The organism is Klebsiella aerogenes KCTC 2190 (assembly GCF_000215745.1).
GTDB classification, from domain to species: Bacteria; Pseudomonadota; Gammaproteobacteria; order Enterobacterales; family Enterobacteriaceae; genus Klebsiella; species Klebsiella aerogenes.
This window is the reverse complement of sequence record NC_015663.1, coordinates 651,569-672,778: the sequence shown is the minus strand read 5'-3', so window position 1 is coordinate 672,778 and position 21,210 is coordinate 651,569. Positions and strand designations below refer to the sequence as shown.

Here is a 21,210-nt window from a genome sequence, read left to right as displayed (position 1 = left end):
ATGACGTTGTTTCGCCGCTAAGGCTTGCGGATACGTGGGGAGAATGCATATGGATTTCATCTTGCGCCACTTTCGGAAAGGTGCCATGATTGCGCGGATTTTCACCTCTTTACCCTGAGGCCGCCGGGATGACGACATCGCCATTACATCGCCGTTGCCGCTGCGTACTGCTGCGCGGTATGCCTCGTTCCTTACTCTCCCTGTTCACCATGCGGTGAAGGCCACGTATGCTCACTGTAGGACAACAGTAAGATCGGACGTGTCTGCTTTTACTGATGTCCGGCGGTCGGAGCTGAATTCCGTCAGACCCGGACACCTCGTTGGGCAAGGCTCCACCTTTGCCTGAGATTTTTACACTCCCGATACGGGCATTTGCGCTTATGAAATCTATGCACATTGCCGCCAGCTGCGAGCTGGTCTCCCGTCTGTCCACCCATCGTCAGGTTGTGGCGCTGGACAGCACTGATTTTACCGATGCGGCAGCGGTCGTCATCACCGCGGCGGATAGCCGCAGCGGTATCCTGGCCCTGCTCAAGCGCAGCGGATTCAATCTGCCGGTCTATCTATTTAGCGAAACGCAAACGGATAAACCGGAAGGAGTCGTCGCGGTGATTAGCGGCAAAGAGCAGGAGTGGCTGGAGCTGGAAGCGGCCGCCTGCGGCTATGAAGAGAAACTGCTGCCGCCATTTTTCAATACGCTTAGCCAGTACGTTGAGATGGACAACAGCACTTTCGCCTGTCCCGGCCATCAGCATGGCGCGTTCTTTAAAAAGCATCCCGCGGGCCGCCAGTTCTACGAGTTTTTCGGCGAGAACGTTTTTCGCGCTGACATGTGCAACGCCGACGTCAAGCTCGGCGATCTGCTGATCCATGAAGGTTCGGCGAAGCACGCGCAGAAATTTGCGGCAAAAGTCTTCAATGCCGATAAAACCTACTTCGTGCTTAACGGCACTTCCGCGGCGAACAAGGTCGTGACAAATGCGCTGCTGACCCGCGGCGATCTGGTACTGTTCGATCGCAACAACCATAAATCAAACCACCATGGCGCGCTGATCCAGGCCGGGGCGACGCCGGTCTATCTGGAAGCCGCGCGCAACCCGTTCGGCTTTATCGGCGGCATCGACGACCACTGCTTTGATGAAACCTACCTGCGCGAGCTGATCCGTGAAGCGGCGCCGGAAAAAGCCGACGCGCGGCGCCCGTTCCGCCTGGCGGTGATCCAACTGGGCACCTATGACGGCACGGTGTATAACGCGCGCCAGGTGGTCGATAAAATCGGCCATCTCTGCGATTACATCCTGTTTGACTCGGCGTGGGTCGGTTACGAGCAGTTTATCCCGATGATGGCTGACTGCTCGCCGCTGCTGTTGGATCTCAATGAAAACGATCCGGGCATTTTTGTGACGCAATCGGTGCATAAGCAACAGGCCGGTTTTTCGCAGACCTCGCAAATTCACAAGAAGGATAACCATCTGCGCGGCCAGGCGCGTTTCTGCCCGCATAAGCGGCTGAATAACGCCTTTATGTTGCATGCTTCCACCAGTCCGTTTTATCCACTGTTCGCCTCGCTCGATGTGAATGCCAAAATCCATGAAGGAGAGAGCGGTCGGCGGCTGTGGGCGGAGTGCGTGGAGCTGGGTATCGAAGCGCGTAAAGCGATACTAGCGCAGTGTAAATTATTGCGGCCATTTGTGCCGCCGCTGGTCGGCGGGAAACCGTGGCAGGAGCATTCGACGGCGACTATCGCCAGCGAACGTCGCTTCTTTAGCTTCGAGCCGGGCGCGAGCTGGCACGGCTTTAGCGGTTATGCTGACAATCAATACTTTGTCGATCCGTGTAAGCTGCTGCTGACCACGCCGGGCATCGATGCCGATAGCGGCGACTATACCGAGTTTGGCATCCCGGCGACCATCCTGGCGCACTACCTGCGCGAAAACGGCATTGTGCCGGAGAAGTGCGATCTCAACTCGATTTTGTTCCTGCTGACGCCGGCGGAAAGCGCGGAAAAACTGGCGCGACTGGTGGCGATGCTGGCCCAGTTCGAACAGCATTTCGAAGCGGATTCGCCGCTCGCCGAGGTACTGCCGACTATTTACAACAAATACCCGGTTCGCTACCGCGATTACACCATTCGCCAGCTGTGTCAGGAAATGCACGATCTGTACGTCAGTTTTGATGTTAAAGACCTGCAAAAGGCGATGTTCCGCAAGCAGAGTTTCCCGCCGGTGGTGATGAACCCACAGGACGCCAACCGCGAATTTATCCGCGGTAACGTTGAGTTGGTGCGCCTGAGCGAGGCCGAAGGCCGCATCGCGGCGGAAGGGGCGCTACCGTATCCGCCGGGCGTGCTGTGCGTGGTGCCGGGCGAACTCTGGGGCGGCGCGGTACTACGCTACTTCCTCGCGCTGGAAGAGGGGGTCAATATGCTGCCGGGCTTTTCGCCGGAGTTGCAGGGGGTTTATAGCGAAACGGATACCGATGGTATTAAGCGGTTGTATGGGTATGTGTTGAAGAAATAAAAAAACGCCCCGCCGAACAGGCGGGGCGTTTTGCTTTTGCCAATCAGGCGTTCTGGCGCGCGGCGGCAGGCTGTCTGACGTGTTGATACTTGAACAGCGCCACGAAAGCGAAGGCCAGCACCAGCGAGTAGGCGGCGAAAATCAGCCACACGCTTTGCCAGTTAGTGATCCCCTCAATGGTAAAGTGCTCGACAACTTTGCCGCTCACCATCCCACCAAGGATACAGCCGAAGCCGTTGGTCATCATCAGGAACATACCCTGGGCGCTGGCGCGGATTTCCGGACGCACCTCTTTCTCAACGAATACTGAACCGGAGATGTTGAAGAAATCGAAGGCGCAGCCGTAGACGATCATCGACAGTACCAGCAGCACGGTACCGAACGGCGTCGGGTCGCCGAAGGCGAACAGGCCGAAGCGCAGCATCCACGCCACGATACTAATCAGCATCACGTTCTTAATGCCGTAGCGGCTAAGGAAGAACGGGATGGTCAGGATAAACAGCGTTTCGGAGATCTGCGAAATCGACATCAATACCGACGCGTGCTCGACGATAAAGCTGCCGGAGAACAGTGGGTCTTTATCGAAGCTGTGCAGGAAAGTGTTGCCAAACATATTGGTGATTTGCAGTTCGGCACCGAGCATCATGGAGAAGATAAAGAAGATTGCCATACGCTTGTTTTTAAACAGCGCAAAAGCGTTCAGGCCGAGCATCTCAGTCCAGCTCTGGTTGCGCTGGGCGTTGGCGACCGGAATATGCGGCAGCGTCAGGGTGAACAGCGCCAGCAAGACCGACAGCGTCGCGCCGATATAAAGCTGCATATGGCTAAGCTCGAAGCCCGAGAAGCTGACGCCCCACATGGCGAGGATAAAGCCGATGGTGCCCCAGATACGAATTGGCGGGAAATCGGTCACGATATCCAGCCCCGCCGACTGCAGGCGGTAGTAGGAGATGGTGTTGATCAAGCCAAGCGTCGGCATATAGGCCAGCGAGTTAAGCAAGATCACGAGGAACATCTCGCCTGGCGTGGTGACCTGCGCCGCAAGGTACAGCGTTAACGCGCCGACCAGGTGGCAGATGGCATACACCCATTTGGCGCTGATCCATTTATCGGCGACGATCCCGAGCAGCGTCGGCATCAGCACAGCGGCGATGCCGAGCGAGCTATACACCGCGCCGATGGCCGCGCCGTCAAACTTCAGGGTGACGAACATGTAAGAGCCGAGCGTGGTCAGCCAACTCCCCCAAAGGCAGAACTGCAGGAACGACAGTATTTTTAACTGCAGCTTAAGATTCATGTATTTATCCTCACGAATGTGGGCTGGTGATGTTTTTTAAATAACATAACCACCGTTATTTTGATGCGATTCTATCATTCACCGGTTGAAGGCTTCTGTTAACTGCCGCAGAAAATCGAAAGATATTACGAAGTATGTCGTAAAAAAGAGAGGCCCGGCGAGATGTCCGGGCCTGCGGGAGAGGGCTACTTACGGCGGTAGCTTTTCTGCGCGGTATTCACTTTATACAGATACCGGCGCGATTCTGCCGACGGATGGCGGGTGGTGAGCGTCTGGTAGACGTCGCCTGGCGCCATGCTGTTAATGATGTTCGCCGCCTGGACTTTATCGCTGGAGAAGACGCGCAGTACGCTGCCGGCGCCGCCGTTATAGGCGGTGATCACCGCGTAGCGACGCGAGGTGGGGTTATCGATGCCGGCGAGATAAACGTTGTTCAGCATCGCCAGATAAGCGGTGCCGGTATCGATGTTATTCGCCGGGTCAAACAGATAGCTGCGGCTCGGCAGGCCGGATTTGCCCTGCGAGCGGAAGACGTCTTTCCCCGCGCTATGCTGTACGACCTGCATCAGCCCCATGGCATCCGCGTGGCTCACCGCATAGGGGTTAAACGATGATTCTGTTTGCATAATCGCAAGGATCAGCGACTCATCAACGCCATATTTACGCGAGGCCTGGCGCACCATGCCGAGATATTTATGCGCACGTTTATCGAGGTGGTTAGGCACCAGGTTGATGGTGATGCTATAGACCACGCGCAGGCCATTGCTGCGGCTCTTCAGGCGGGTTTGCAACAGATAATCGGCATAGCGCGCGGCGCGCCACTCCCAGCGAATGGATTCGCCGGTGTTATCGACGACCTGGCCGTAGAGGAACGGTTCTTTGGAAATCTGAATATCATCGACGTCGGAATAGAGGTCGATAGAGTTGGGGTCATCGCCCATCAACAGGGTTTTGATAATCGCCTGGCGTAACCGTCCTTGCGGATCGGTTCCGGCGATGGTCTCGACGGTAATCGTACCGGCATCAAAGTTGATGTGGCTACGGGTTTGATATTGATCGGTATATTTTACGTAGTCCTTCGGCCCGGCGAGCAGAACTTCGTTATACCCCCAAATGTTCTCGATGTTATGGGCAAACTGGCCCATCAGGATATCGAATCCGTTAGTGTCCTTGACCCAGGCCTCGTTATATTCGGCGCCTTTTTTATTGGAACTGGAACAGGACACGAGCAATGGCGCAATCAGCGCGAGCGCTAAGTATTTTTTCATCATTCCGGGAGTGCGTGTTGTGTTTGTTTGGTAAAGGCCGTGAGGCCCTTACTGTTTTTCCGGCGGCGTGTAGCCTTCGATGTGAACGTCTTTCCCTTCAAACAGGAACTGCACCATCTCCTGTTCCAGCAGCTTGCGGTGCTCCGGGTTCATCATGCTGAGTTTTTTCTCGTTGATCAGCATGGTCTGCTTATGCTGCCACTGCGCCCAGGCCTCTTTGGAGATTTCGTTGTAAATGCGCTTACCGAGCTCGCCCGGATAGAGCTGGAAATCCTGGCCGTCCGCTTCACGCTGCAGGAAAGTACAAAAAATCGTTCTGCTCATAATCAATCCTCTTTTATAGCCGAAAAAACTAGACCGGCGTTCCGGCTTTCAACTGTTGCAACAAGCGCTCCACGGGGGCCGCCAGTCCGACCGATGGCGGCTGCGCTAAGTTATACCAGAGTGCGTTACCTTCATCCATGCATGCGCCAGATGAGTGCACTGTAAGCCACATCGGCACAATATCCAGGTGGAAATGGCTGAAAGTGTGGCGGAAGGCGGTTAATTGCGTCAGATTATCGGCCTTTATCTGACGTTGCGCCAGCCACTCGCGTAGCCCGGCTTCATCCTCAAATTGCGGAAAACAGAACAATCCGCCCCATAAACCCACCGGCGGACGTTGGGAAAGAAATACCTCGTCGCCGTGCTGCATCAGCAGGAAGTAGCCGGTGCGTTCCGGGATGGTCTGCTTCGGTTTTTTCCCCGGATATTCCGCCCATGAATGGTTAGCGTAGGCCACGCAGCCGTTACTCAGCGGGCACAGTTCGCACTTCGGCTTCGAGCGGGTACAAACCATGGCGCCGAGATCCATCATCGCCTGGTTGAAGCGTTCTACGCCCTGCGCCGGCGTCACCTCTTCGCTTATTTCCCACAGCCGTTTTTCCACCTCTTTTTTCCCCGGCCAGCCGCTCACAGCATAGCAGCGGGCGAGTACCCGCTTCACGTTGCCGTCGAGAATCGGATAATGCTGACCGAGCGAAAGGGATAAAATCGCCCCCGCCGTCGAGCGCCCGACGCCGGGAAGCGCGGCCACCTCTTCAAAGGTTTTCGGGAACTCGCCGCCGTGTTGCGTGGCGACCTGCTGCGCGGCTTTATGTAAGTTGCGCGCCCGCGCGTAGTAGCCAAGGCCGGTCCACAGATGCAGCACTTCATCCAGCGGCGCGTTGGCTAAATCAACAACCGTTGGGAAACGCGCCATAAAGCGTTCAAAATAGGGAATAACCGTGGTGACCTGGGTTTGTTGCAACATCACTTCGGAGAGCCATACTTTGTAGGGCGTCTTGGCGATTTGCCAGGGCAGGGTTTTACGGCCGTATTTGTCGTACCAGTCCAGGACCTGGGCTGAAAATTGCGCGGCGAGAAAAGTCAAAGCTACGGCTCCGGAATCGCGATTACAGGGTGGCAGATTGCAGCACAAGGGCGAGTGGCTGTAAACCCTTGCATCCGCCGGGTAACTTTGGATAATGCCCGTTTTCCGAACACATTCACAAGCAGACTTAACTTTTATGAAAAACGACGTCATTTCTCCGGAATTCGATGAAAACGGTCGCCCGCTGCGCCGTATTCGTAGCTTCGTCCGTCGCCAGGGCCGCCTGACGAAAGGGCAGCAGCATGCGCTGGATAACATTTGGCCGGTGATGGGCGTTGAATTCAACGATGCGCCGCTCGATTTCGCCGCCCTGTTTGGCCGCGAAGCGCCGGTCACCTTAGAAATTGGTTTCGGTATGGGCGCCTCGCTGGTGGCGATGGCGAAAGCTAAACCGGAGCAAAACTTCCTCGGTATTGAAGTGCACTCGCCGGGCGTCGGCGCATGCCTGGCTTCCGCGGAAGAAGAAGGCGTACAAAATCTGCGCGTAATGTGTCACGATGCGGTCGAAGTGCTGCACACTATGATCCCGGATAACTCGCTGAATATGGTGCAGCTGTTTTTCCCTGACCCGTGGCATAAAGCGCGTCATAATAAACGTCGTATCGTGCAGCCGCCTTTCGCCGAGCTGGTAAAAAGCAAACTGAAGCTGGGCGGCGTCTTCCATATGGCGACCGACTGGGAAGCCTATGCCGAGCATATGCTGGAAGTGATGTCTTCGCTGGAAGGCTATCGTAACCGGTCGGAAAGTAACGATTACGTACCGCGCCCGGAATCGCGCCCGGTAACCAAATTTGAACAACGTGGCCATCGTCTTGGCCACGGCGTATGGGACTTAATGTTCGAGAGGGTGAAATAATGGCCAAGAATCGTAGCCGTCGTCTGCGTAAAAAAATGCATATCGACGAGTTTCAGGAGTTAGGTTTCTCCGTAGCCTGGCGTTTCCCGGAAGGGGCCAGCGAAGAGCAGATCGACCAGACGGTCAACGATCTGATCGAAGAGGTCATTGAGCCGAATAAACTGGCCTTTGACGGCAGCGGCTATCTCTCGTGGGAAGGGCTCATCTGCATGCAGGAAATCGGTAAATGTACCGAAGAGCATCAGGCCATCGTTCGTAAGTGGCTGGAAGATCGTAAATTAGCGGATGTGCGCACCAGCGAACTTTTTGACGTCTGGTGGGACTAAGTTTGACAAGGGTCGGCAATTGCCGGCCCGATTTGTCTTAAGGGAGTAAAATGATGCGCAAAACGCTGCTGGCGGTGGCGCTTTCCGTCACCGCTTTGTCTGCCCACGCGGACTACCAGTGTAGCGTCACGCCGCGTGACGATGTGATCCTCAGCCCGCAGCAGGTGCAGGTGAAGGGTGAAAACGGCGATCTGGTGATTAAGCCGGACGGTAATCTGACCTTTAACGGTAAAGCCTATGCCCTTAGCGCCGCCCAGCGCGAACAGGCGCAAGATTATCAGGCCGGTCTGCGCAGCAGTCTGCCGTGGATTGATGATGGTGCGCGTTCGCGCGTCGAAAAGGGCCGCAAGGCGCTGGATAAAATCATCACCGAACAGGTCGGCGCCAGCAGCAGTATGCATAGCCGCCTGACCAAGCTGGACGCGCAGCTGAAAGAACAGATGAACCGCATTATCGAACGTCGCAGCGATGGCCTGACTTTCCACTATAAAGCTATCGACCAGGTTCGCGCCGATGGCCAACAGCTGGTGAATCAGGCGATGGGCGGCATTCTGCAGGACAGCATTAACGAGATGGGCGCCAAAGCGGTGCTCAAAGGCGGCGGCAATCCGCTGCAGGGCATTCTCGGCAGTCTTGGCGGCCTGCAAACCGCAATCCAGGATGAGTGGAAAAACCAGGAAGCGGATTTCCAGCAGTTCGGCAAAGATGTTTGCGGCCGGGTGGTCTCGCTGGAAGAGAGCCGCAAAGCGCTGGTTGGTTCGTTAAAGTAAGCAAGATTTCGCGGCCCGCATTTCTTTGGGCCGCGCACTTCTCCACTCAGGCGCGGCCGTGCGACACGCGTGAACGGCGAGCCAGAGAATCAATGATTACCGCAATCGCCAGTACCGCGCCGGTAATGATATAGCGCAGCGAAGACGGCAGGTTCAACAGCGTCAGCCCATTTGAAATCGACTGAATCACGATGATCCCCAATAGCGCGGACCAGGCGCTGCCGCGTCCGCCGAACAGGCTGGTGCCGCCGATCACCGCCGCGGCGATGGCGTTGAGGTTGACGTCGCCGGTGCCGGCCTGCTGGCTGGCGGAAGCCAGTCGCGACGCCGCGAGAATGCCGCCGAAGGTCGCAAGCGTGGTACACAGAACAAAAGCGCTCACATAAATCGCCCGCACGTTAATCCCCGAACGGCGCGCCGCTTCACGGTTGCCGCCGACCGCGAACATCGAGCGACCCCATTTTGTCCGTTTCAGCGCGTAGTTGAGGATCATCACGCAGGCGACAAAGAGACCGAAAATCCACGGAATACCGCGCCCCTGATTGAGGTAAAGCACCGCGGCCTCGAAGATAATCGTCAGCGCGATCGCGCGCGCCAGTAGCGAGCTGACTCCCTCAGCGGAAAGATTGGCCGCCAGCCGCCGCGAGCGTTTTTTCAGACCAAAGACAATAATCGCCAGTCCTGGCAGCAATGCCATCAGGTGTGAGAACCAGCCGGGCATCACCAGCAGTTGGCCAAAGCGCACCAGCGGCGAAGTATAGGGCAGGTTGATGCTGCCGCTCGGCCCGAGGATATACAGCTGCATGCCCAGCAGCGCCAGCAGGCCGGCGAGAGTGGCGACGAAACTTGGCATTCCGACGCGGGTATACAGTAGCGCGTAGACCAGCCCGACGGCCACGCCGCAGGCCAGCGCCACGGCGATGGCTCCCGCCAGCGGCCATCCTGCGTTCACCCACAGCACGCCGACGATAGCCGATGCCAGGCCGCTCATGGAACCGACCGACAGGTCTATCTCGCCAAGCATCAGCACGCAGACGATGCCGAGCGAGATAAACCCGACCGTCGCGCAGTCAAACAGCAGGTTCACCAGGTTATTCGGCGCGATATAGACCGGGTTGAGGAAGGTGAAAACCAGGGAAATCACAATCAGCCCGGCTATCACCGGCGCGGTGCCGAGATCGCCGGTTTTGATGCGGGTTATCTGCGCGCGCAGGGCGCCAAACAGCCCCTCGTCGTGACGAACGCGCTCATCGCTGCGATCCAGCGCGGTGTGGGATGCGGTCTTACTGTTCATAAAATTACATCGCTCCGGAAGTTGTTGGCTGTGATTTACGTTCAACCCGGCGTGAAACGGCGTTTTCCGTCGCGCCGGTGATCGCGGCGACCAGATCCTGATTGGAAGCATCGGGCGTGAAGATCCCTTTGTTGCGCCCGAGACGTAGCACCACGATACGGTCGGCGACGGCGCGAACGTCTTCCATGTTGTGGCTGATGATGATGACGCCAAGCCCGCGCTCGCGAACGCGCTCAATCAGGTTGAGCACTTCCGCGGTCTGCGCGACGCCCAGCGCCGCGGTGGGCTCATCGAGCATAATGATTTTAGGGTTCAGCAGCAGCGAACGGGCGATGGCGACGGTCTGCCGCTGGCCGCCGGAAAGCGATGCCACCGGTTCGCGTACCGACGGAATACGTGCCGCCAGCTCCTGCAGCAGCGTCCAGGCTTTCACTTCCATCGCCACTTCATCGAGCTGGAACGGCGAAATTTCATGACCCAGAAACAGGTTTGCCACCACATCAAGGTTTTCACACAGCGCCAGATCCTGAAACACCGTGGCAATACCGTATTCCAGCGCCTTGCCGGGGCTATCGAGGGTGACGGGGTTGCCGTCAAACTCAATGGTGCCGGAGGTCGGCTGGTGGACGCCGGCGAGGATCTTCACCAGCGTGGATTTGCCCGCGCCGTTGTCGCCGACCAGCGCGACTACCTCGCCGGCGTGGACTTCTAATTCGATATCCGTCAGCGCGGACACCGCGCCAAAATGTTTAGAGACGTTGCGCAGTTGCAGTATTGGCCGCCCGGCGGCGGAGTTGTGTTGTTGTTGCGGCATACAAAACGACCTCAATCATGGCGAAATCGCGCCCGCCGCGGCGGGCGCAGGGGCAAAGGTTACTTGCTGATGCCTAACTTCTGGCAGGCGGCGGCGTACTCGCCGCTACACACCTGATCCCAGGTCTGGATTTTTTTATCGAAGATTTCCGCTTTGATGTTTTTGGCCGTCACCACTTCCGGGGTAAATAGCTGGGAAGGGGTGTTGTACAGGGTGGTGCTGGCCTGCGGTTTTTTGCCCTGAATAAAATCAACCGCCACTTTGGCCGCCGCCGCGGCGACGATCTCCGATGGCTTGGAGATGGTGTTGTACTGGTCGCCGGCGATGATCAGCTGCAGCGCGGCGATAGTGGCGTCATTGCCGGTGACCGGCGGCAGCGGCTGGACCCCGGCAGCCTTAAAGGCGGCAATTGCGCCGCCGCCGGTACCGTCGTTTGCCGCGACCACGCCCTTAATTTTGTCGCCAAAGCGGGTAACCTGCCCGGCGGTCCACTCCTGGGCTTTCGGCGGCGCCCACTCCGGGGTGTCGAATTCGGCCAGCGTTTTGTAACCGGACTCTTTCAATCCGCGATGGATACCGTCGCGGATCAGCCCTGCGGCGGCATCGGTTGGCGAACCGTTAATCTGCAGCACGCCGGCATCCTGCGGCACGCCGCTCGCTTTCAGATGGTCGGTGAGAGATTTCGCGATGGCGTAACCAATGCCCTCATTATCAAATGAGACGTAGAAATCAGCTGGTTTGTTTGGCACCGGGCGGTCATAGGCAATGACCTTGACCCCCTGCGCCTGGGCGTTTTCGACCAGCGCGGCGGCGGCGGAAGAGTCAACCGGATCCAGGACGATCACTTTCGCCCCCTGGGCAATAACCGAATTAAACTGCTGCTGCTGGAGCGACGCGTTGGCGTTGGCATTCTGATAGATGACCTTACATTCCGCGCAAAGCTTGCTCATTTCCGCCTTAAAACCGGGGAAGTCGTGCTGCTCATAGCGGGTAGAGGCCTGATCGGGCATTAAAAAGGCCACGGTGGCGGACTCTGCAGACCAGGCTGAAGCCGTGACGGTGCCGGATAATGCGGCGAGTGTGATAAAAATATTACGGTAATTCATTGTGTTACCCTCTTTTTTATAGGCTTAAGCCCGCCGGATTGCGCCGACGTTACAGAGACTTTTTTAATCAGAGTTACCAATAATTCACATGTAGGATACGTCGGTTTTACATTTGCTCAACCGATGAAGCAGGATTACCACTGCGCAAAAAATGAGTCAAGAAAAGGAAAAAAGTCGATCGGATTTTGTGATTGGCTGCAAAAAATCGAGCAAAAAAACGCCAGTCGGTTTGACCGTAGCGGGAGAGGATGTAAGGGGAAAGATACGGGCGACGACGTGCCGCCCGCAGGGATTACTCTTCGCTGAGGAACAGCTCCAGCAGCGAATTTAAAAACAGTTTACCGTGCTCGGTAATTTGCCAGTTTTGCGCATCTTCCAGCAGATAGCCTTCGGCGATAGCGGCATCGATTTGCGGACGGATAACCTGCTCATCAAGGCCGGTATACAAGCTGAACTCCGCGCGCGGCGCGGCCTCCAGCAGGCGGAAGCGGTTCATAAAGAACTCGAACGGTTTATCCGCCGCGTCCACGTCGTGCTGGCGCTCCAGGTAACGGCCTTCCATGTAGCCGCGCGGGTGACGGGTTTTCGCCGTACGCAGAATTCGGCCATCAGGGAAGGTCACTTTGCCGTGCGCGCCGCAGCCAATACCCAGATAATCGCCAAAGCGCCAGTAGTTGAGATTGTGCTGGCACTGATAGCCTGGTTTGGCGTAAGCGGAGGTCTCGTACTGCTGATAACCTGCGGCGCTTAGCAATTGATGCCCCTGCTCGAAAATATCCCACAGCGCATCGTCATCCGGTAATACCGGCGGGCGCGAACCAAACAGCGTGTTCGGCTCAATAGTCAACTGATACCACGACAGATGCGGCGGATTGAGCGCGATCGCCTGGCGTAAGTCATCCAGCGCCTCATCCAGCGACTGGTCCGGTAGGCCATGCATTAAATCGAGGTTAAAGCTACGCAGCCCGAGGCCGCTCGCCAGCCGCGCCGCGCGTTTTGCCTCTTCCGGACCGTGAATACGCCCCAGACGCTGCAATTTTGGCTCGCTAAAGCTCTGTACGCCGATGGAGATACGGTTGACGCCGGCACGCTGATACTCAACGAAGCGATCGGCCTCCACGGTCCCCGGATTGGCTTCCATGGTGATCTCCGCATCCGCCGCCAGCGGCAGGCAGGCGCGCACGCCATCAAGCAGGGTTTGCATCGCCGGGCCGGAAAGCAGGCTTGGCGTACCGCCGCCGATAAAAATAGTCTTAATTTCACGTCCTTGTGCGTATGGCGCATCGTGGCGCAGATCGGCAAGCAGGTGCTGGACGTAGTCGTCGTGCGGCACTTCGCCCTTTAACGCATGCGAATTGAAATCGCAGTACGGGCACTTCTGCACGCACCACGGGATATGAATATAAAGACTCAGAGGCGGCAAATTAGCCATTACGTAATGCTTCCAGTAACAGTTTCAGCGCCTGCCCACGGTGGGAAATGGCGCTTTTCTCTTCACGGCTCAGTTCCGCTGCGGTTTTACCCTCGGATGGAACAAAGAAAATCGGGTCATAGCCAAAGCCGCCGCTACCCGCCGCCTGGCGAGTAATCACGCCCGGCCAGCTGCCGTGGCACACCAGCGGTGTCGGGTCTTCGGCATGGCGCAGGTAAACCAGCACGCAGTGGAACTGGGCCTGGCGTTGCTCATCGGGCACGTCCTGCAGGGCATCCAGCAGCTTTTCCAGATTCTGCTGGTCGCTGGCGTTTTCACCCGAGTAGCGAGCGGAGTAAATGCCCGGCGCGCCGCCCAGCGCATCCACCGCCAGACCCGAGTCGTCGGCGATGGCCGGCAGGCCGGTGACCTGCGCGGCGTGACGCGCTTTGAGGATCGCGTTTTCGATAAAGGTCAGGCCGGTTTCTTCGGCGGAATCGACGCCAAGCTCGGTCTGGGCGACGACGTCGAGCCCAAAATCTTCCAGCAGCGAGGCCAGCTCGCGAACTTTACCGGCGTTGCCGGTAGCGAGTACAACTTTTTGCATATTCAATCCTGTTTAGTCAGTCAGCGCCGCGACGGCGGGCGGGATCTGCTGCGGGTGAATGATTTTTACCTGTTTGTGACGGCCCAGTTCGCCTTTTTCGATAAGCACCTGGCTTTTCGCGACGCGGAACTGTTTAGCGAGATATTTAACCAGATGGGCATTTGCCTGGCCGTCGACGGGTGGGGCGGTGATGGCGACTTTGAGCTCGTCGCCATGCAGACCAACAAGGCTGTCGCGGCTGGCCTTTGGCTGAATATACAGCCTGAGCACCAGCCCGTCAGCGCAGACTTCAACGGCACTCATAGCGCCATCCACAGCCCCGGAAGCAGGACATTGCCAGTAGCTTGCAGCAGCTCGGCGATACCCATGTTAATCACGTACAGCAGCAGGACCAGCACCATCGGCGAAAAGTCGATGCCGCCCATGGATGGCAGCAGGTTGCGGATCGGGCGCAGCAGTGGGTCGGCCAACTGCATCAGCACGTATTCCACCGGGCTGCGACCCTGGCTTACCCAGCTCATGATCGCCATCAATAGCAGCACCCAGAAAATCAGCGAACCGATGGTTTTCAGCAGGATTAGCACCGCGGCAATCCAGATAATCGGCTGGAAGGTGACCACCATAAACAGCACGATCGCCTTGATAACGCATAGCACGAAGGCGACCAGCAGGGAGGCGCTATCCAGCGGCCCCATTGCCGGGATAATCCGGCGCAGCGGCCCGACGATTGGCTGGGTCGCTTTCACGACGAACTGTGAAAACGGATTGTAAAAGTCGCAGCGCGCCCACTGCATCCAGACGCGTAACAACATGACCATTGTGTAGAGCTCAATGACCGTTGAGAGCAGGAAGGTCAACGTCTTCATGGCGTTCCTCAGATTCCTTATTTTTTGCTGTAGTCGCGCGCGCCGAAGATTGCGGTCCCGATGCGCACCATAGTGCTTCCCGCCGCGATAGCGGCTTCCATGTCATCCGACATGCCCAGAGAGAGCGTATCAACCGAAGGGTAGAGCGTTTTCAGTTGCGCGAATGCTACCGCCATTTGTTGGGCGACGGCAAACTGCCTTTCATATTCTGACTCTGGCGCCGGAATGGCCATTAACCCGCGAAGCTGGAGGTTCGGTAAGGCGGCGACACCGGCGGCTAAAGCGTCAAGCTCCGCCAGCGGGATCCCGGATTTACTCTGTTCATCGCTGATGTTGATTTGAATCAGCACGTTCAGCGGCGGTAAATCCGCCGGACGTTGCTCGCTCAGGCGGGTGGCGATTTTCAACCGGTCGACGGTGTGGCACCAGTCAAAATGTTCGGCCACCAGCCGGCTTTTGTTGGACTGCAGCGGGCCGATGAAGTGCCACTGCAGACCGCTGGCGCCCGCCTGCTGGAAATAGCGGATTTTATCCACCCCTTCCTGGACGTAGTTTTCGCCGAATGTCCGCTGTCCTGCGGCCATTGCTTCTTCGATAGCGCTCGCAGGTTTGGTTTTACTCACTGCAAGCAACGTAACTTCTTCTGAAGCGCGGCCGCAGCGGGCGGCGGCGCCTGAGATTTTATCCCGGACCTGTGCCAGGTTATGCGCAATATCGTTCATATTCCGAGGATCAGTTATGGAGCTGGAAGAAATCGTGGCCCTTAGTGTAAAGCATAACGTCTCCGATCTACACCTGTGCAGCGCGTATCCGCCGCGCTGGCGTCGTTTGGGGAAGCTTGAGCCTGCACCGTTTACTTCGCCGGATGTTGAGGAAATCCTCACTCGCTGGCTTAACGACCCACAGTTGGCGCAGTGGCGTGCCGATGGCCAGGTGGACTTTGCCCTTGCCCTCTCAGATGGGCCGCGGCTGCGTGCCAGCGCTTTTGCCCACGCGCGCGGCTTGTCGTTGGCGCTGCGTCTTTTGCCGCAGCGATGCCCGCAGTTGGGTGATTTGGGCGCGCCCGCCGCGCTTAGCGAACTGTTAAATGAAGAGAGTGGTTTGATCCTGGTTACCGGCGCTACCGGTAGCGGCAAGTCGACCACCCTGGCGGCGATGGTGGACTACCTCAATCAATATCGCCATGGTCATATTTTAACCCTTGAGGATCCCGTGGAGTTTATTCACGCCAGCAGGAACTGCCTGATCCAGCAGCGCGAAATCGGCCGCCATTGCTCCTCCTTCGCGGCGGCGCTACGCGTGGCGCTGCGTCAGGACCCGGACGTGATCTTATTAGGTGAGCTACGCGATAGCGAAACCATCCGCCTGGCGCTGACCGCGGCCGAAACCGGGCACCTGGTGATGGCGACGCTGCATACCCGCAGCGCGGCGCAGGCCGTCGAGCGGCTGGTGGATGTGTTCCCGGCGGAAGAAAAAGAGCCGGTTCGCAGTCAGCTGGCAGGGAGTTTATGCGCCGTGGCGGCGCAAAAATTGTTGCCAAATGCTTCCGGCGGCCGGGTTGCGCTATACGAACTTTTAGTGAACACGCCAGCGGTGGCAAATTTGATCCGCGAAGGAAAAACGCATCAGCTACCCGGCGTGATGCAAACCAGTCAACAGGCAGGAATGCAAACCTTTGCGCAGAGTTTTCAACAACGTGCGTTAGCAGGTGAGTTATAGCTTATGCCGTGATGAAACAAAGGTGGTATTCATTAAATTGTTAATTCAGTGTTCAATTAATGTTTTGATTAATGATTTCATAATACAAATAAGTGGTACGACCTAAGCCGAAATAATGAATGTTATGACAGCGGGCTTACATTTACCCCGCTTAACCAGGAAAAAAATGGGATTACCTTTTGACACTTTTGCGGGGTTCGATTTATGCTGTTTACGGGAATAGGAAGATTCTCATGAAATGATGTTTCAATATCCAAAATGTATTTGAAAATATAAATACATTATTGAACGTTTAATTTTCAGTTAATTTAACCGCTAAGATGGCGGGGTACTGCTAAGGAGAGTTTTAAGTGATTAATTTATCGGAGAATTTACTGCATTCGCGTCAAGTGACTTTCATTACTCATCCGTCCATTCAGAGTAATGCATTTGCGACGTGGTTGACTGAGAAGCTATCCGTAAACGTAACTCTGCATAATATCAACAAACCGCTAACTCAACGTCTGGCAAAAGACTCGGTAATATTGTTTGATATTGCCGTCTCTAATAAGAAATTGAATGGCGTGTGGCGAGATATTATTCGCGTACAGGCAGATAATCCGCGTCTGTTGATTATCAATAGCGCGCAAAAGTATGAGCTTTACGAAATGGCGCAATGGCCTGCGTTATATGGCGTATTCCGCCATGACGATGACCAATCGCGCTTAATTGAGGGCGTCAAAGCCGTATTAAATGGCGAGCAGACGGCTGAATTGAGCGTGATGCACCCGGCGCTGTATTCTGCGGATCAGGTCACGGCGCCGACGGAGAACTCACCGTTGACCGAGCGTGAATGTGAGATCCTCAACGAGCTGCGCTGCGGCGCAACGAATATGGATATTGCCCGCGCGCTGTTCATCAGCGAAAACACGGTACGTACTCATCTGTACAATGTGTTCCGCAAATTGAGCGTCAAGAACCGTACCCAGGCGGTAAGCTGGGCGAATGAACATCTGCGTCACTGATTGCCCGGCGGCGCTACGCTTGCGCGGGCCTACGGGTTATGCCAGCGAGGGGGTTGTAGGCCGGGTAAGGCGAAGCCGCCACCCGGCGCAAAAGCGGCTCCGCATCCGCTGCCATGATTGCCCTGCGGCGCTACGCTTGCGCGGGCCTACGGGTTACTCCAGCGGGGGTTTTGTAGGCCGGGTAAGGCGAAGCCGCCACCCGGCGCAAACGCGAATCTATGCTTCGCTTTCATCCCAGAGCTACCGATTAGTATCCCTGTTCGAAATAGCTTTCGAGGATAACCACGGCAGAGGCGGAATCAACGCTGCCTTTATTGAGCGCGCGAAAACCTCCGTGTTCGAACAGCCCTGCGCGGGCTTCGACGGTGCTTAAACGCTCGTCGTGGAGGGTGATTTTCACGCCGAAGCGGCCATGAATTTTATTGGCGAAGTTACGTGCGCGCGCGGTTAGCGGCTGTTCGGTGCCGTCCATGTTCAGCGGCAGGCCGACAATCACCGCTTCCGGCTGCCATTCTTTCAACAGCTTTTCGATGATGTTCCAGTCAGGTTTGCCGTCCTGCGCTTTCAGCGCCGGGAGCGGACGCGCCGTGCCGGTAATGCGCTGCCCAACGGCGACGCCAATGCTTTTAGTGCCAAAATCAAAACTCAGAAAGGTACCGCTCATTATGCATGCCCCGCGTCGGCAGGCATCGTCACGATATCGATACCGATAAGTTTGGCCGCTTCGCGCCAGCGGTCGGCAATCGGCGTTTTAAACAAAATATTCTGATCGGCCGGTGCGGTAAGCCAGGCGTTATCGAGAATTTCCTGTTCCAGTTGCCCTTTTTCCCACGACGCGTAGCCCAACGCCACCAGCACGTTGCTCGGTTGTTTATCGGTACCGAGAGTTTCCAGCACGTCGCGTGAGGTGGTAATCACCGTGTTGTCGGAGATACGGATGCTGGAGGAAAAATCAGACGGCGGCGTGTGCAGAATAAAACCGCGATCCTCCGCCAGCGGGCCGCCGACCATCACCGGCTTATCCAGACGGATATCCGGGTTGCGCGGCTGCGGCGCGATTTTCAATTTTTCCAGGATCCCTTCCACCTGCAAATTTTCCAGCGGCTTATTGATGATAATGCCCATGGCGCCATCGTCGTTGTACTCGCAGATATAGACGACGGAGCGACGGAAAAGAGGGTCCTGTAGCGCAGGCATGGCAATCAGAAAGTGATGCTGTAAATTCATTGTCAGAGGTTCTGTTCCTGGTTTAAAAAAACAACACCCAGTATGCGGGTAAAGTAGAAACGTGTCGATGCACTTTGTTTTACCGGCGCCCGAGGGGCGCCTTGCGGGCGGGCGTTTGCCCGCCCCAGTGCTTATTTGTTGATACGTTTTTCGATGGCGTCCATCAACATGCCGGTAATCGACACGTCCGGGAAAGCGGCTTCGATTTCGCGCACGCAGGTCGGGCTGGTAACGTTAATTTCGGTCAGGCGATCGCCGATGATGTCCAGGCCGACGAAGATAAGGCCTTTGGCTTTTAGCGTTGGGCCAACGCGGCGGGCGATTTCCCAGTCGCTTTCGGTCAGCGGACGCGCTTCGCCACGGCCACCGGCAGCCAGGTTGCCGCGCGTTTCACCGCCCTGCGGGATACGCGCCAGGCAGTATGGCACCGGCTCGCCGTCCACCACCAGCACGCGTTTGTCGCCGTCTTTGATGGCCGGCAGATAATTCTGCGCCATGCAGTAGCGGCTACCCAATTCAGTCAGGGTTTCGGAAATGACGCCGAGGTTCGGGTCGCCCGCTTTCACGCGGAAGATTGAGGCGCCGCCCATGCCATCCAGCGGTTTGAGAATGATATCGCCGTGTTTTTCCCAGAACGCTTTCAACTGGGCTTTATTACGGGTGACCAGCGTTTCCGGGGTTAGATCGGAGAACCAGGCGGTAAACAGCTTTTCGTTACAGTCGCGCAGGCTCTGCGGCTTGTTGACGATAAGCGTACCTTTCTCTTCGGCGCGCTCGAGAATGTAGGTGGCGTAGATAAACTCGGTATCGAACGGCGGGTCTTTACGCATCAGGATGACGTCGAGATCCGCCAGCGCCAGGTCCTGCTCGCCGGTGAACTCATACCATTTGTCGTAATTCTGCTCGACGCTCAGCGTGCGCGTACGGGCGCGGGATTCGCCGTTGATGAGATACAGGTCGTTCATCTCCATGTAATGGAGTTCATAGCCGCGACGCTGCGCTTCCAGCAACATAGCGAAGCTGGTGTCTTTTTTGATGTTGATGGATGCGATAGGGTCCATCACGATGCCGAGCTTGATCATTCTTTTCTCCATTAGCGCTGTCGTGTTTGCGGAACGTTGCGCCAGATTTTAGCCCAGATCGCCAAAACGCACCTGCAGCGCGGTGATGGCGGTGAGCGCGGTGGTCTCAGTACGCAGAACGCGTGGTCCCAACAGGATATCAGTAAATTGATAGCGAGCGGTCATCGCTATCTCTTCCGCCGACAGACCGCCTTCCGGGCCAATCAGCAGGCGAACACGTTCAACCGGCAGCGGCAGCGTATTGATGCTGGCGCTGGCGCGCGGGTGCAGGTTGAGCTTAAGGCCGTTTTCTTCCTCGGCGCACCAGGCTTCCAGCTGCATCGCCGGGCGAATCTCCGGCACGATGTTACGGCCGCTCTGTTCGCAGGCGGCAATAGCGATTTTCTGCCACTGCTGAATCTTCTTCTGCAAGCGTTCGGCATCCAGTTTAACGCCGCAGCGCTCGGAAAACAGTGGCGTTATGAGGCTTACGCCAAGTTCGATCGATTTCTGGATGGTGAATTCCATTTTTTCGCCGCGTGACATCACCTGGCCGAGATGGATGTGCAGCGGTGATTCACGATCGTCGATCTGGCCACGGATAACCTCGACCATGACGTTTTTCTTACCCGCTTCGGTGATGACCGCATCGAAAACCTGATTGCTGCCGTCAAACAGCTGGATTTCCTGACCTTTGCTCATGCGCAGGACGCGGCCAACGTGGTTGGCTGCGTCTTCGCTGAGGGCAATGTGGCTGCCGGGGGTAATGCGTTCCGGGTGGTGGATGCGAGGAATGCGCATGCTTGATATTCCGTTCTTCGCGCAGATAGCGTCTTCCCCATAGCGGGGAAGACGGCGGCTGCAAATTAACAATTGCCGCTAGTGTAGGTTAGCTCTTTTGCGCCTGGCAAGCCTGCTGGACGTAAGGATTATGGTTGCCCTGTACTTTGGCGATTCGCTCATCGCGCTCGCACTCCCAGGAGGTCACCGGATACTGCTTATCCCAGGCGGTAAATAGCTGGGTTTGCTGGCGGGAAAGAGTCAGCTGATAGCGGTCGCGCATATAGAAGTAGGTGCGAGCGATCGAGCCGCGGGCGCGTACCGGCGGTTCGGCGACTTTATCTTTGAAATCGACCTTCATGGCGCATTGACCATACTGCCCGTCGCCGCCATTCCACTGGCTGTACATAAAGTTGCCGCGATCGCCATTGACCTCGCCGACCGCAGGCTGCAGGTTATGCATATCGCTTTCCATCTTGCGATATTCCGGATCTTTGGCGCAGTTTTTACGTCCACCATCCTGCCAGCATTGGCGCTGGTGGCCGAACTGCCACGCCGGAACCACATGTTCCCATTCGACCCGGCTGGCGCGGTTCTCGTTTTTACGCACTTTGTAGCCGCAAGATTCCAGATCGATAACGCCTTTTTTACCCTGCCAGTCGATTTTACAACCGCAATAAAAGTCGCCGGGAACGTCGGCATTCACTTTTACGCCTGCGGCTTTCGCCTGGGAAAAACTATGAATACCAGCTGCCGCAAGCGGGCCGCTGGCTGCCACGCTGAACAACGCGACGGCAAAAACATACATACGGGACATCGTAAACTCCGTGTCAAAACGAGCCCGCAACGTAGCGAATGAGGGTGTCAGATGCAA

Annotated in this window: 23 protein-coding genes; 6 read left to right on the top strand and 17 right to left on the bottom strand. The window is 56.7% G+C overall.

What is annotated here, in order from left to right:
- The first annotated feature begins 380 nt into the window (after positions 1-380).
- On the top strand, positions 381-2,519 hold the full coding sequence (locus EAE_RS03290; protein WP_015703461.1) for an ornithine decarboxylase: 2,139 nt from the start codon (positions 381-383) through the stop codon (positions 2,517-2,519).
- A gap of 43 nt (positions 2,520-2,562) precedes the next feature.
- Here the strand turns inward: EAE_RS03290 and EAE_RS03285 are convergent, their stop codons facing one another.
- The 4 genes from EAE_RS03285 to mutY form a co-directional block, all read right to left on the bottom strand.
- The gene (locus EAE_RS03285; protein ID WP_015703460.1) at positions 2,563-3,816 is read right to left on the bottom strand and encodes a nucleoside permease; all 1,254 of its coding nucleotides are present in this window, start codon (positions 3,814-3,816) and stop codon (positions 2,563-2,565) included.
- Between the two features lie 185 nt (positions 3,817-4,001).
- A complete protein-coding gene (mltC, locus tag EAE_RS03280; protein ID WP_015369719.1) occupies positions 4,002-5,084 on the bottom strand; it encodes a membrane-bound lytic murein transglycosylase MltC in 1,083 nt (360 codons plus the stop codon).
- A gap of 48 nt (positions 5,085-5,132) precedes the next feature.
- Positions 5,133-5,408, bottom strand: a complete 276-nt coding sequence (locus EAE_RS03275; RefSeq protein ID WP_004105744.1) for an oxidative damage protection protein — start codon at positions 5,406-5,408, stop codon at positions 5,133-5,135.
- Positions 5,409-5,436: 28 nt separating this feature from the next.
- A complete protein-coding gene (gene mutY, locus EAE_RS03270; RefSeq protein WP_015703459.1) occupies positions 5,437-6,495 on the bottom strand; it encodes an A/G-specific adenine glycosylase in 1,059 nt (352 codons plus the stop codon).
- A gap of 136 nt (positions 6,496-6,631) precedes the next feature.
- Between mutY and trmB the strand changes: the two genes are divergently transcribed.
- Genes trmB through EAE_RS03255 form a run of 3 tightly spaced genes read left to right on the top strand, consistent with a single transcriptional unit; the run spans position 6,632 to position 8,447 of the window.
- On the top strand, positions 6,632-7,351 hold the full coding sequence (gene trmB / locus EAE_RS03265; RefSeq protein WP_015369721.1) for a tRNA (guanosine(46)-N7)-methyltransferase TrmB: 720 nt from the start codon (positions 6,632-6,634) through the stop codon (positions 7,349-7,351).
- Entirely contained in the window at positions 7,351-7,677 is a 327-nt protein-coding gene (locus EAE_RS03260) for a YggL family protein (protein WP_015703458.1), read from the top strand. The genes trmB and EAE_RS03260 overlap by 1 nt, the downstream gene beginning before the upstream one ends.
- Before the next feature lie 50 nt (positions 7,678-7,727).
- Entirely contained in the window at positions 7,728-8,447 is a 720-nt protein-coding gene (locus tag EAE_RS03255; RefSeq protein WP_015703457.1) for a YggN family protein, read from the top strand.
- A gap of 46 nt (positions 8,448-8,493) precedes the next feature.
- On the opposite strand, the gene EAE_RS03250 is transcribed toward EAE_RS03255, so the two are convergent.
- The 8 genes from EAE_RS03250 to EAE_RS03215 form a co-directional block, all read right to left on the bottom strand.
- Positions 8,494-9,741 carry a sugar ABC transporter permease gene (locus tag EAE_RS03250; protein WP_015369724.1) on the bottom strand — a complete coding sequence of 416 codons (1,248 nt, stop codon included), beginning with the start codon at positions 9,739-9,741 and terminating at the stop codon, positions 8,494-8,496.
- Positions 9,742-9,745: 4 nt separating this feature from the next.
- Positions 9,746-10,555 carry an ATP-binding cassette domain-containing protein gene (locus tag EAE_RS03245; RefSeq protein WP_004181271.1) on the bottom strand — a complete coding sequence of 270 codons (810 nt, stop codon included), beginning with the start codon at positions 10,553-10,555 and terminating at the stop codon, positions 9,746-9,748.
- A 59-nt stretch (positions 10,556-10,614) separates the two neighbouring features.
- The gene (locus EAE_RS03240; protein ID WP_015369725.1) at positions 10,615-11,661 is read right to left on the bottom strand and encodes an ABC transporter substrate-binding protein; all 1,047 of its coding nucleotides are present in this window, start codon (positions 11,659-11,661) and stop codon (positions 10,615-10,617) included.
- Between the two features lie 292 nt (positions 11,662-11,953).
- Positions 11,954-13,093 carry a radical SAM family heme chaperone HemW gene (gene hemW, locus EAE_RS03235; RefSeq protein WP_015703456.1) on the bottom strand — a complete coding sequence of 380 codons (1,140 nt, stop codon included), beginning with the start codon at positions 13,091-13,093 and terminating at the stop codon, positions 11,954-11,956.
- Positions 13,086-13,679, bottom strand: coding sequence for an XTP/dITP diphosphatase (locus EAE_RS03230; RefSeq protein WP_015369727.1), 594 nt, complete (start codon positions 13,677-13,679; stop codon positions 13,086-13,088). The genes hemW and EAE_RS03230 overlap by 8 nt, the downstream gene beginning before the upstream one ends.
- A 12-nt stretch (positions 13,680-13,691) precedes the next feature.
- The gene (gene yggU / locus EAE_RS03225) at positions 13,692-13,982 is read right to left on the bottom strand and encodes a DUF167 family protein YggU (protein ID WP_015369728.1); all 291 of its coding nucleotides are present in this window, start codon (positions 13,980-13,982) and stop codon (positions 13,692-13,694) included.
- Positions 13,979-14,545: a YggT family protein gene (locus EAE_RS03220; RefSeq protein WP_015369729.1), complete on the bottom strand. Its 567-nt coding sequence runs from the start codon at positions 14,543-14,545 to the stop codon at positions 13,979-13,981. The genes yggU and EAE_RS03220 overlap by 4 nt, the downstream gene beginning before the upstream one ends.
- A gap of 17 nt (positions 14,546-14,562) precedes the next feature.
- A complete protein-coding gene (locus EAE_RS03215) occupies positions 14,563-15,267 on the bottom strand; it encodes a YggS family pyridoxal phosphate-dependent enzyme (protein ID WP_015703455.1) in 705 nt (234 codons plus the stop codon).
- Between the two features lie 16 nt (positions 15,268-15,283).
- Here EAE_RS03215 and EAE_RS03210 point away from each other — a divergent pair, with 16 nt between their 5' ends.
- Together EAE_RS03210 and EAE_RS03205 are read left to right on the top strand one after the other, a co-directional pair.
- Positions 15,284-16,264 (top strand): type IV pilus twitching motility protein PilT, encoded by a 981-nt coding sequence (locus EAE_RS03210; protein ID WP_015703454.1) that lies wholly within the window; start codon positions 15,284-15,286, stop codon positions 16,262-16,264.
- A gap of 350 nt (positions 16,265-16,614) precedes the next feature.
- Complete coding sequence (locus EAE_RS03205; protein WP_015369732.1) at positions 16,615-17,268, top strand: LuxR C-terminal-related transcriptional regulator; 654 nt, start codon at positions 16,615-16,617, stop codon at positions 17,266-17,268.
- Between the two features lie 247 nt (positions 17,269-17,515).
- Here the strand turns inward: EAE_RS03205 and ruvX are convergent, their stop codons facing one another.
- The 5 genes from ruvX to endA form a co-directional block, all read right to left on the bottom strand.
- Positions 17,516-17,932: a Holliday junction resolvase RuvX gene (gene ruvX / locus EAE_RS03200; protein WP_015369733.1), complete on the bottom strand. Its 417-nt coding sequence runs from the start codon at positions 17,930-17,932 to the stop codon at positions 17,516-17,518.
- Positions 17,932-18,495, bottom strand: coding sequence for a YqgE/AlgH family protein (locus EAE_RS03195; protein WP_015369734.1), 564 nt, complete (start codon positions 18,493-18,495; stop codon positions 17,932-17,934). The genes ruvX and EAE_RS03195 overlap by 1 nt, the downstream gene beginning before the upstream one ends.
- A 131-nt stretch (positions 18,496-18,626) precedes the next feature.
- Positions 18,627-19,577 (bottom strand): glutathione synthase, encoded by a 951-nt coding sequence (gshB, locus tag EAE_RS03190; protein WP_015703453.1) that lies wholly within the window; start codon positions 19,575-19,577, stop codon positions 18,627-18,629.
- 48 nt (positions 19,578-19,625) lie between these two features.
- Positions 19,626-20,357 carry a 16S rRNA (uracil(1498)-N(3))-methyltransferase gene (rsmE, locus tag EAE_RS03185; RefSeq protein ID WP_015369736.1) on the bottom strand — a complete coding sequence of 244 codons (732 nt, stop codon included), beginning with the start codon at positions 20,355-20,357 and terminating at the stop codon, positions 19,626-19,628.
- An 88-nt stretch (positions 20,358-20,445) separates the two neighbouring features.
- Positions 20,446-21,153: a deoxyribonuclease I gene (endA, locus tag EAE_RS03180; protein ID WP_015369737.1), complete on the bottom strand. Its 708-nt coding sequence runs from the start codon at positions 21,151-21,153 to the stop codon at positions 20,446-20,448.
- Positions 21,154-21,210: the final 57 nt, after the last annotated feature.

Excerpts from the sequence above, each read along its gene's own strand:
- EAE_RS03290 (WP_015703461.1), top strand. The coding sequence starts at position 381 with ATGAAATCTATGCACATTGCCGCCAGCTGCGAGCTGGTCTCCCGTCTG.
- EAE_RS03285 (WP_015703460.1), bottom strand. The coding sequence starts at position 3,816 with ATGAATCTTAAGCTGCAGTTAAAAATACTGTCGTTCCTGCAGTTCTGC.
- mltC (WP_015369719.1), bottom strand. The coding sequence starts at position 5,084 with ATGAAAAAATACTTAGCGCTCGCGCTGATTGCGCCATTGCTCGTGTCC.
- EAE_RS03275 (WP_004105744.1), bottom strand. The coding sequence starts at position 5,408 with ATGAGCAGAACGATTTTTTGTACTTTCCTGCAGCGTGAAGCGGACGGC.
- trmB (WP_015369721.1), top strand. The coding sequence starts at position 6,632 with ATGAAAAACGACGTCATTTCTCCGGAATTCGATGAAAACGGTCGCCCG.
- EAE_RS03260 (WP_015703458.1), top strand. The coding sequence starts at position 7,351 with ATGGCCAAGAATCGTAGCCGTCGTCTGCGTAAAAAAATGCATATCGAC.
- EAE_RS03255 (WP_015703457.1), top strand. The coding sequence starts at position 7,728 with ATGATGCGCAAAACGCTGCTGGCGGTGGCGCTTTCCGTCACCGCTTTG.
- EAE_RS03250 (WP_015369724.1), bottom strand. The coding sequence starts at position 9,741 with ATGAACAGTAAGACCGCATCCCACACCGCGCTGGATCGCAGCGATGAG.
- EAE_RS03245 (WP_004181271.1), bottom strand. The coding sequence starts at position 10,555 with ATGCCGCAACAACAACACAACTCCGCCGCCGGGCGGCCAATACTGCAA.
- EAE_RS03240 (WP_015369725.1), bottom strand. The coding sequence starts at position 11,661 with ATGAATTACCGTAATATTTTTATCACACTCGCCGCATTATCCGGCACC.
- hemW (WP_015703456.1), bottom strand. The coding sequence starts at position 13,093 with ATGGCTAATTTGCCGCCTCTGAGTCTTTATATTCATATCCCGTGGTGC.
- EAE_RS03230 (WP_015369727.1), bottom strand. The coding sequence starts at position 13,679 with ATGCAAAAAGTTGTACTCGCTACCGGCAACGCCGGTAAAGTTCGCGAG.
- yggU (WP_015369728.1), bottom strand. The coding sequence starts at position 13,982 with ATGAGTGCCGTTGAAGTCTGCGCTGACGGGCTGGTGCTCAGGCTGTAT.
- EAE_RS03220 (WP_015369729.1), bottom strand. The coding sequence starts at position 14,545 with ATGAAGACGTTGACCTTCCTGCTCTCAACGGTCATTGAGCTCTACACA.
- EAE_RS03215 (WP_015703455.1), bottom strand. The coding sequence starts at position 15,267 with ATGAACGATATTGCGCATAACCTGGCACAGGTCCGGGATAAAATCTCA.
- EAE_RS03210 (WP_015703454.1), top strand. The coding sequence starts at position 15,284 with ATGGAGCTGGAAGAAATCGTGGCCCTTAGTGTAAAGCATAACGTCTCC.
- ruvX (WP_015369733.1), bottom strand. The coding sequence starts at position 17,932 with ATGAGCGGTACCTTTCTGAGTTTTGATTTTGGCACTAAAAGCATTGGC.
- EAE_RS03195 (WP_015369734.1), bottom strand. The coding sequence starts at position 18,495 with ATGAATTTACAGCATCACTTTCTGATTGCCATGCCTGCGCTACAGGAC.
- gshB (WP_015703453.1), bottom strand. The coding sequence starts at position 19,577 with ATGATCAAGCTCGGCATCGTGATGGACCCTATCGCATCCATCAACATC.
- rsmE (WP_015369736.1), bottom strand. The coding sequence starts at position 20,357 with ATGCGCATTCCTCGCATCCACCACCCGGAACGCATTACCCCCGGCAGC.
- endA (WP_015369737.1), bottom strand. The coding sequence starts at position 21,153 with ATGTCCCGTATGTATGTTTTTGCCGTCGCGTTGTTCAGCGTGGCAGCC.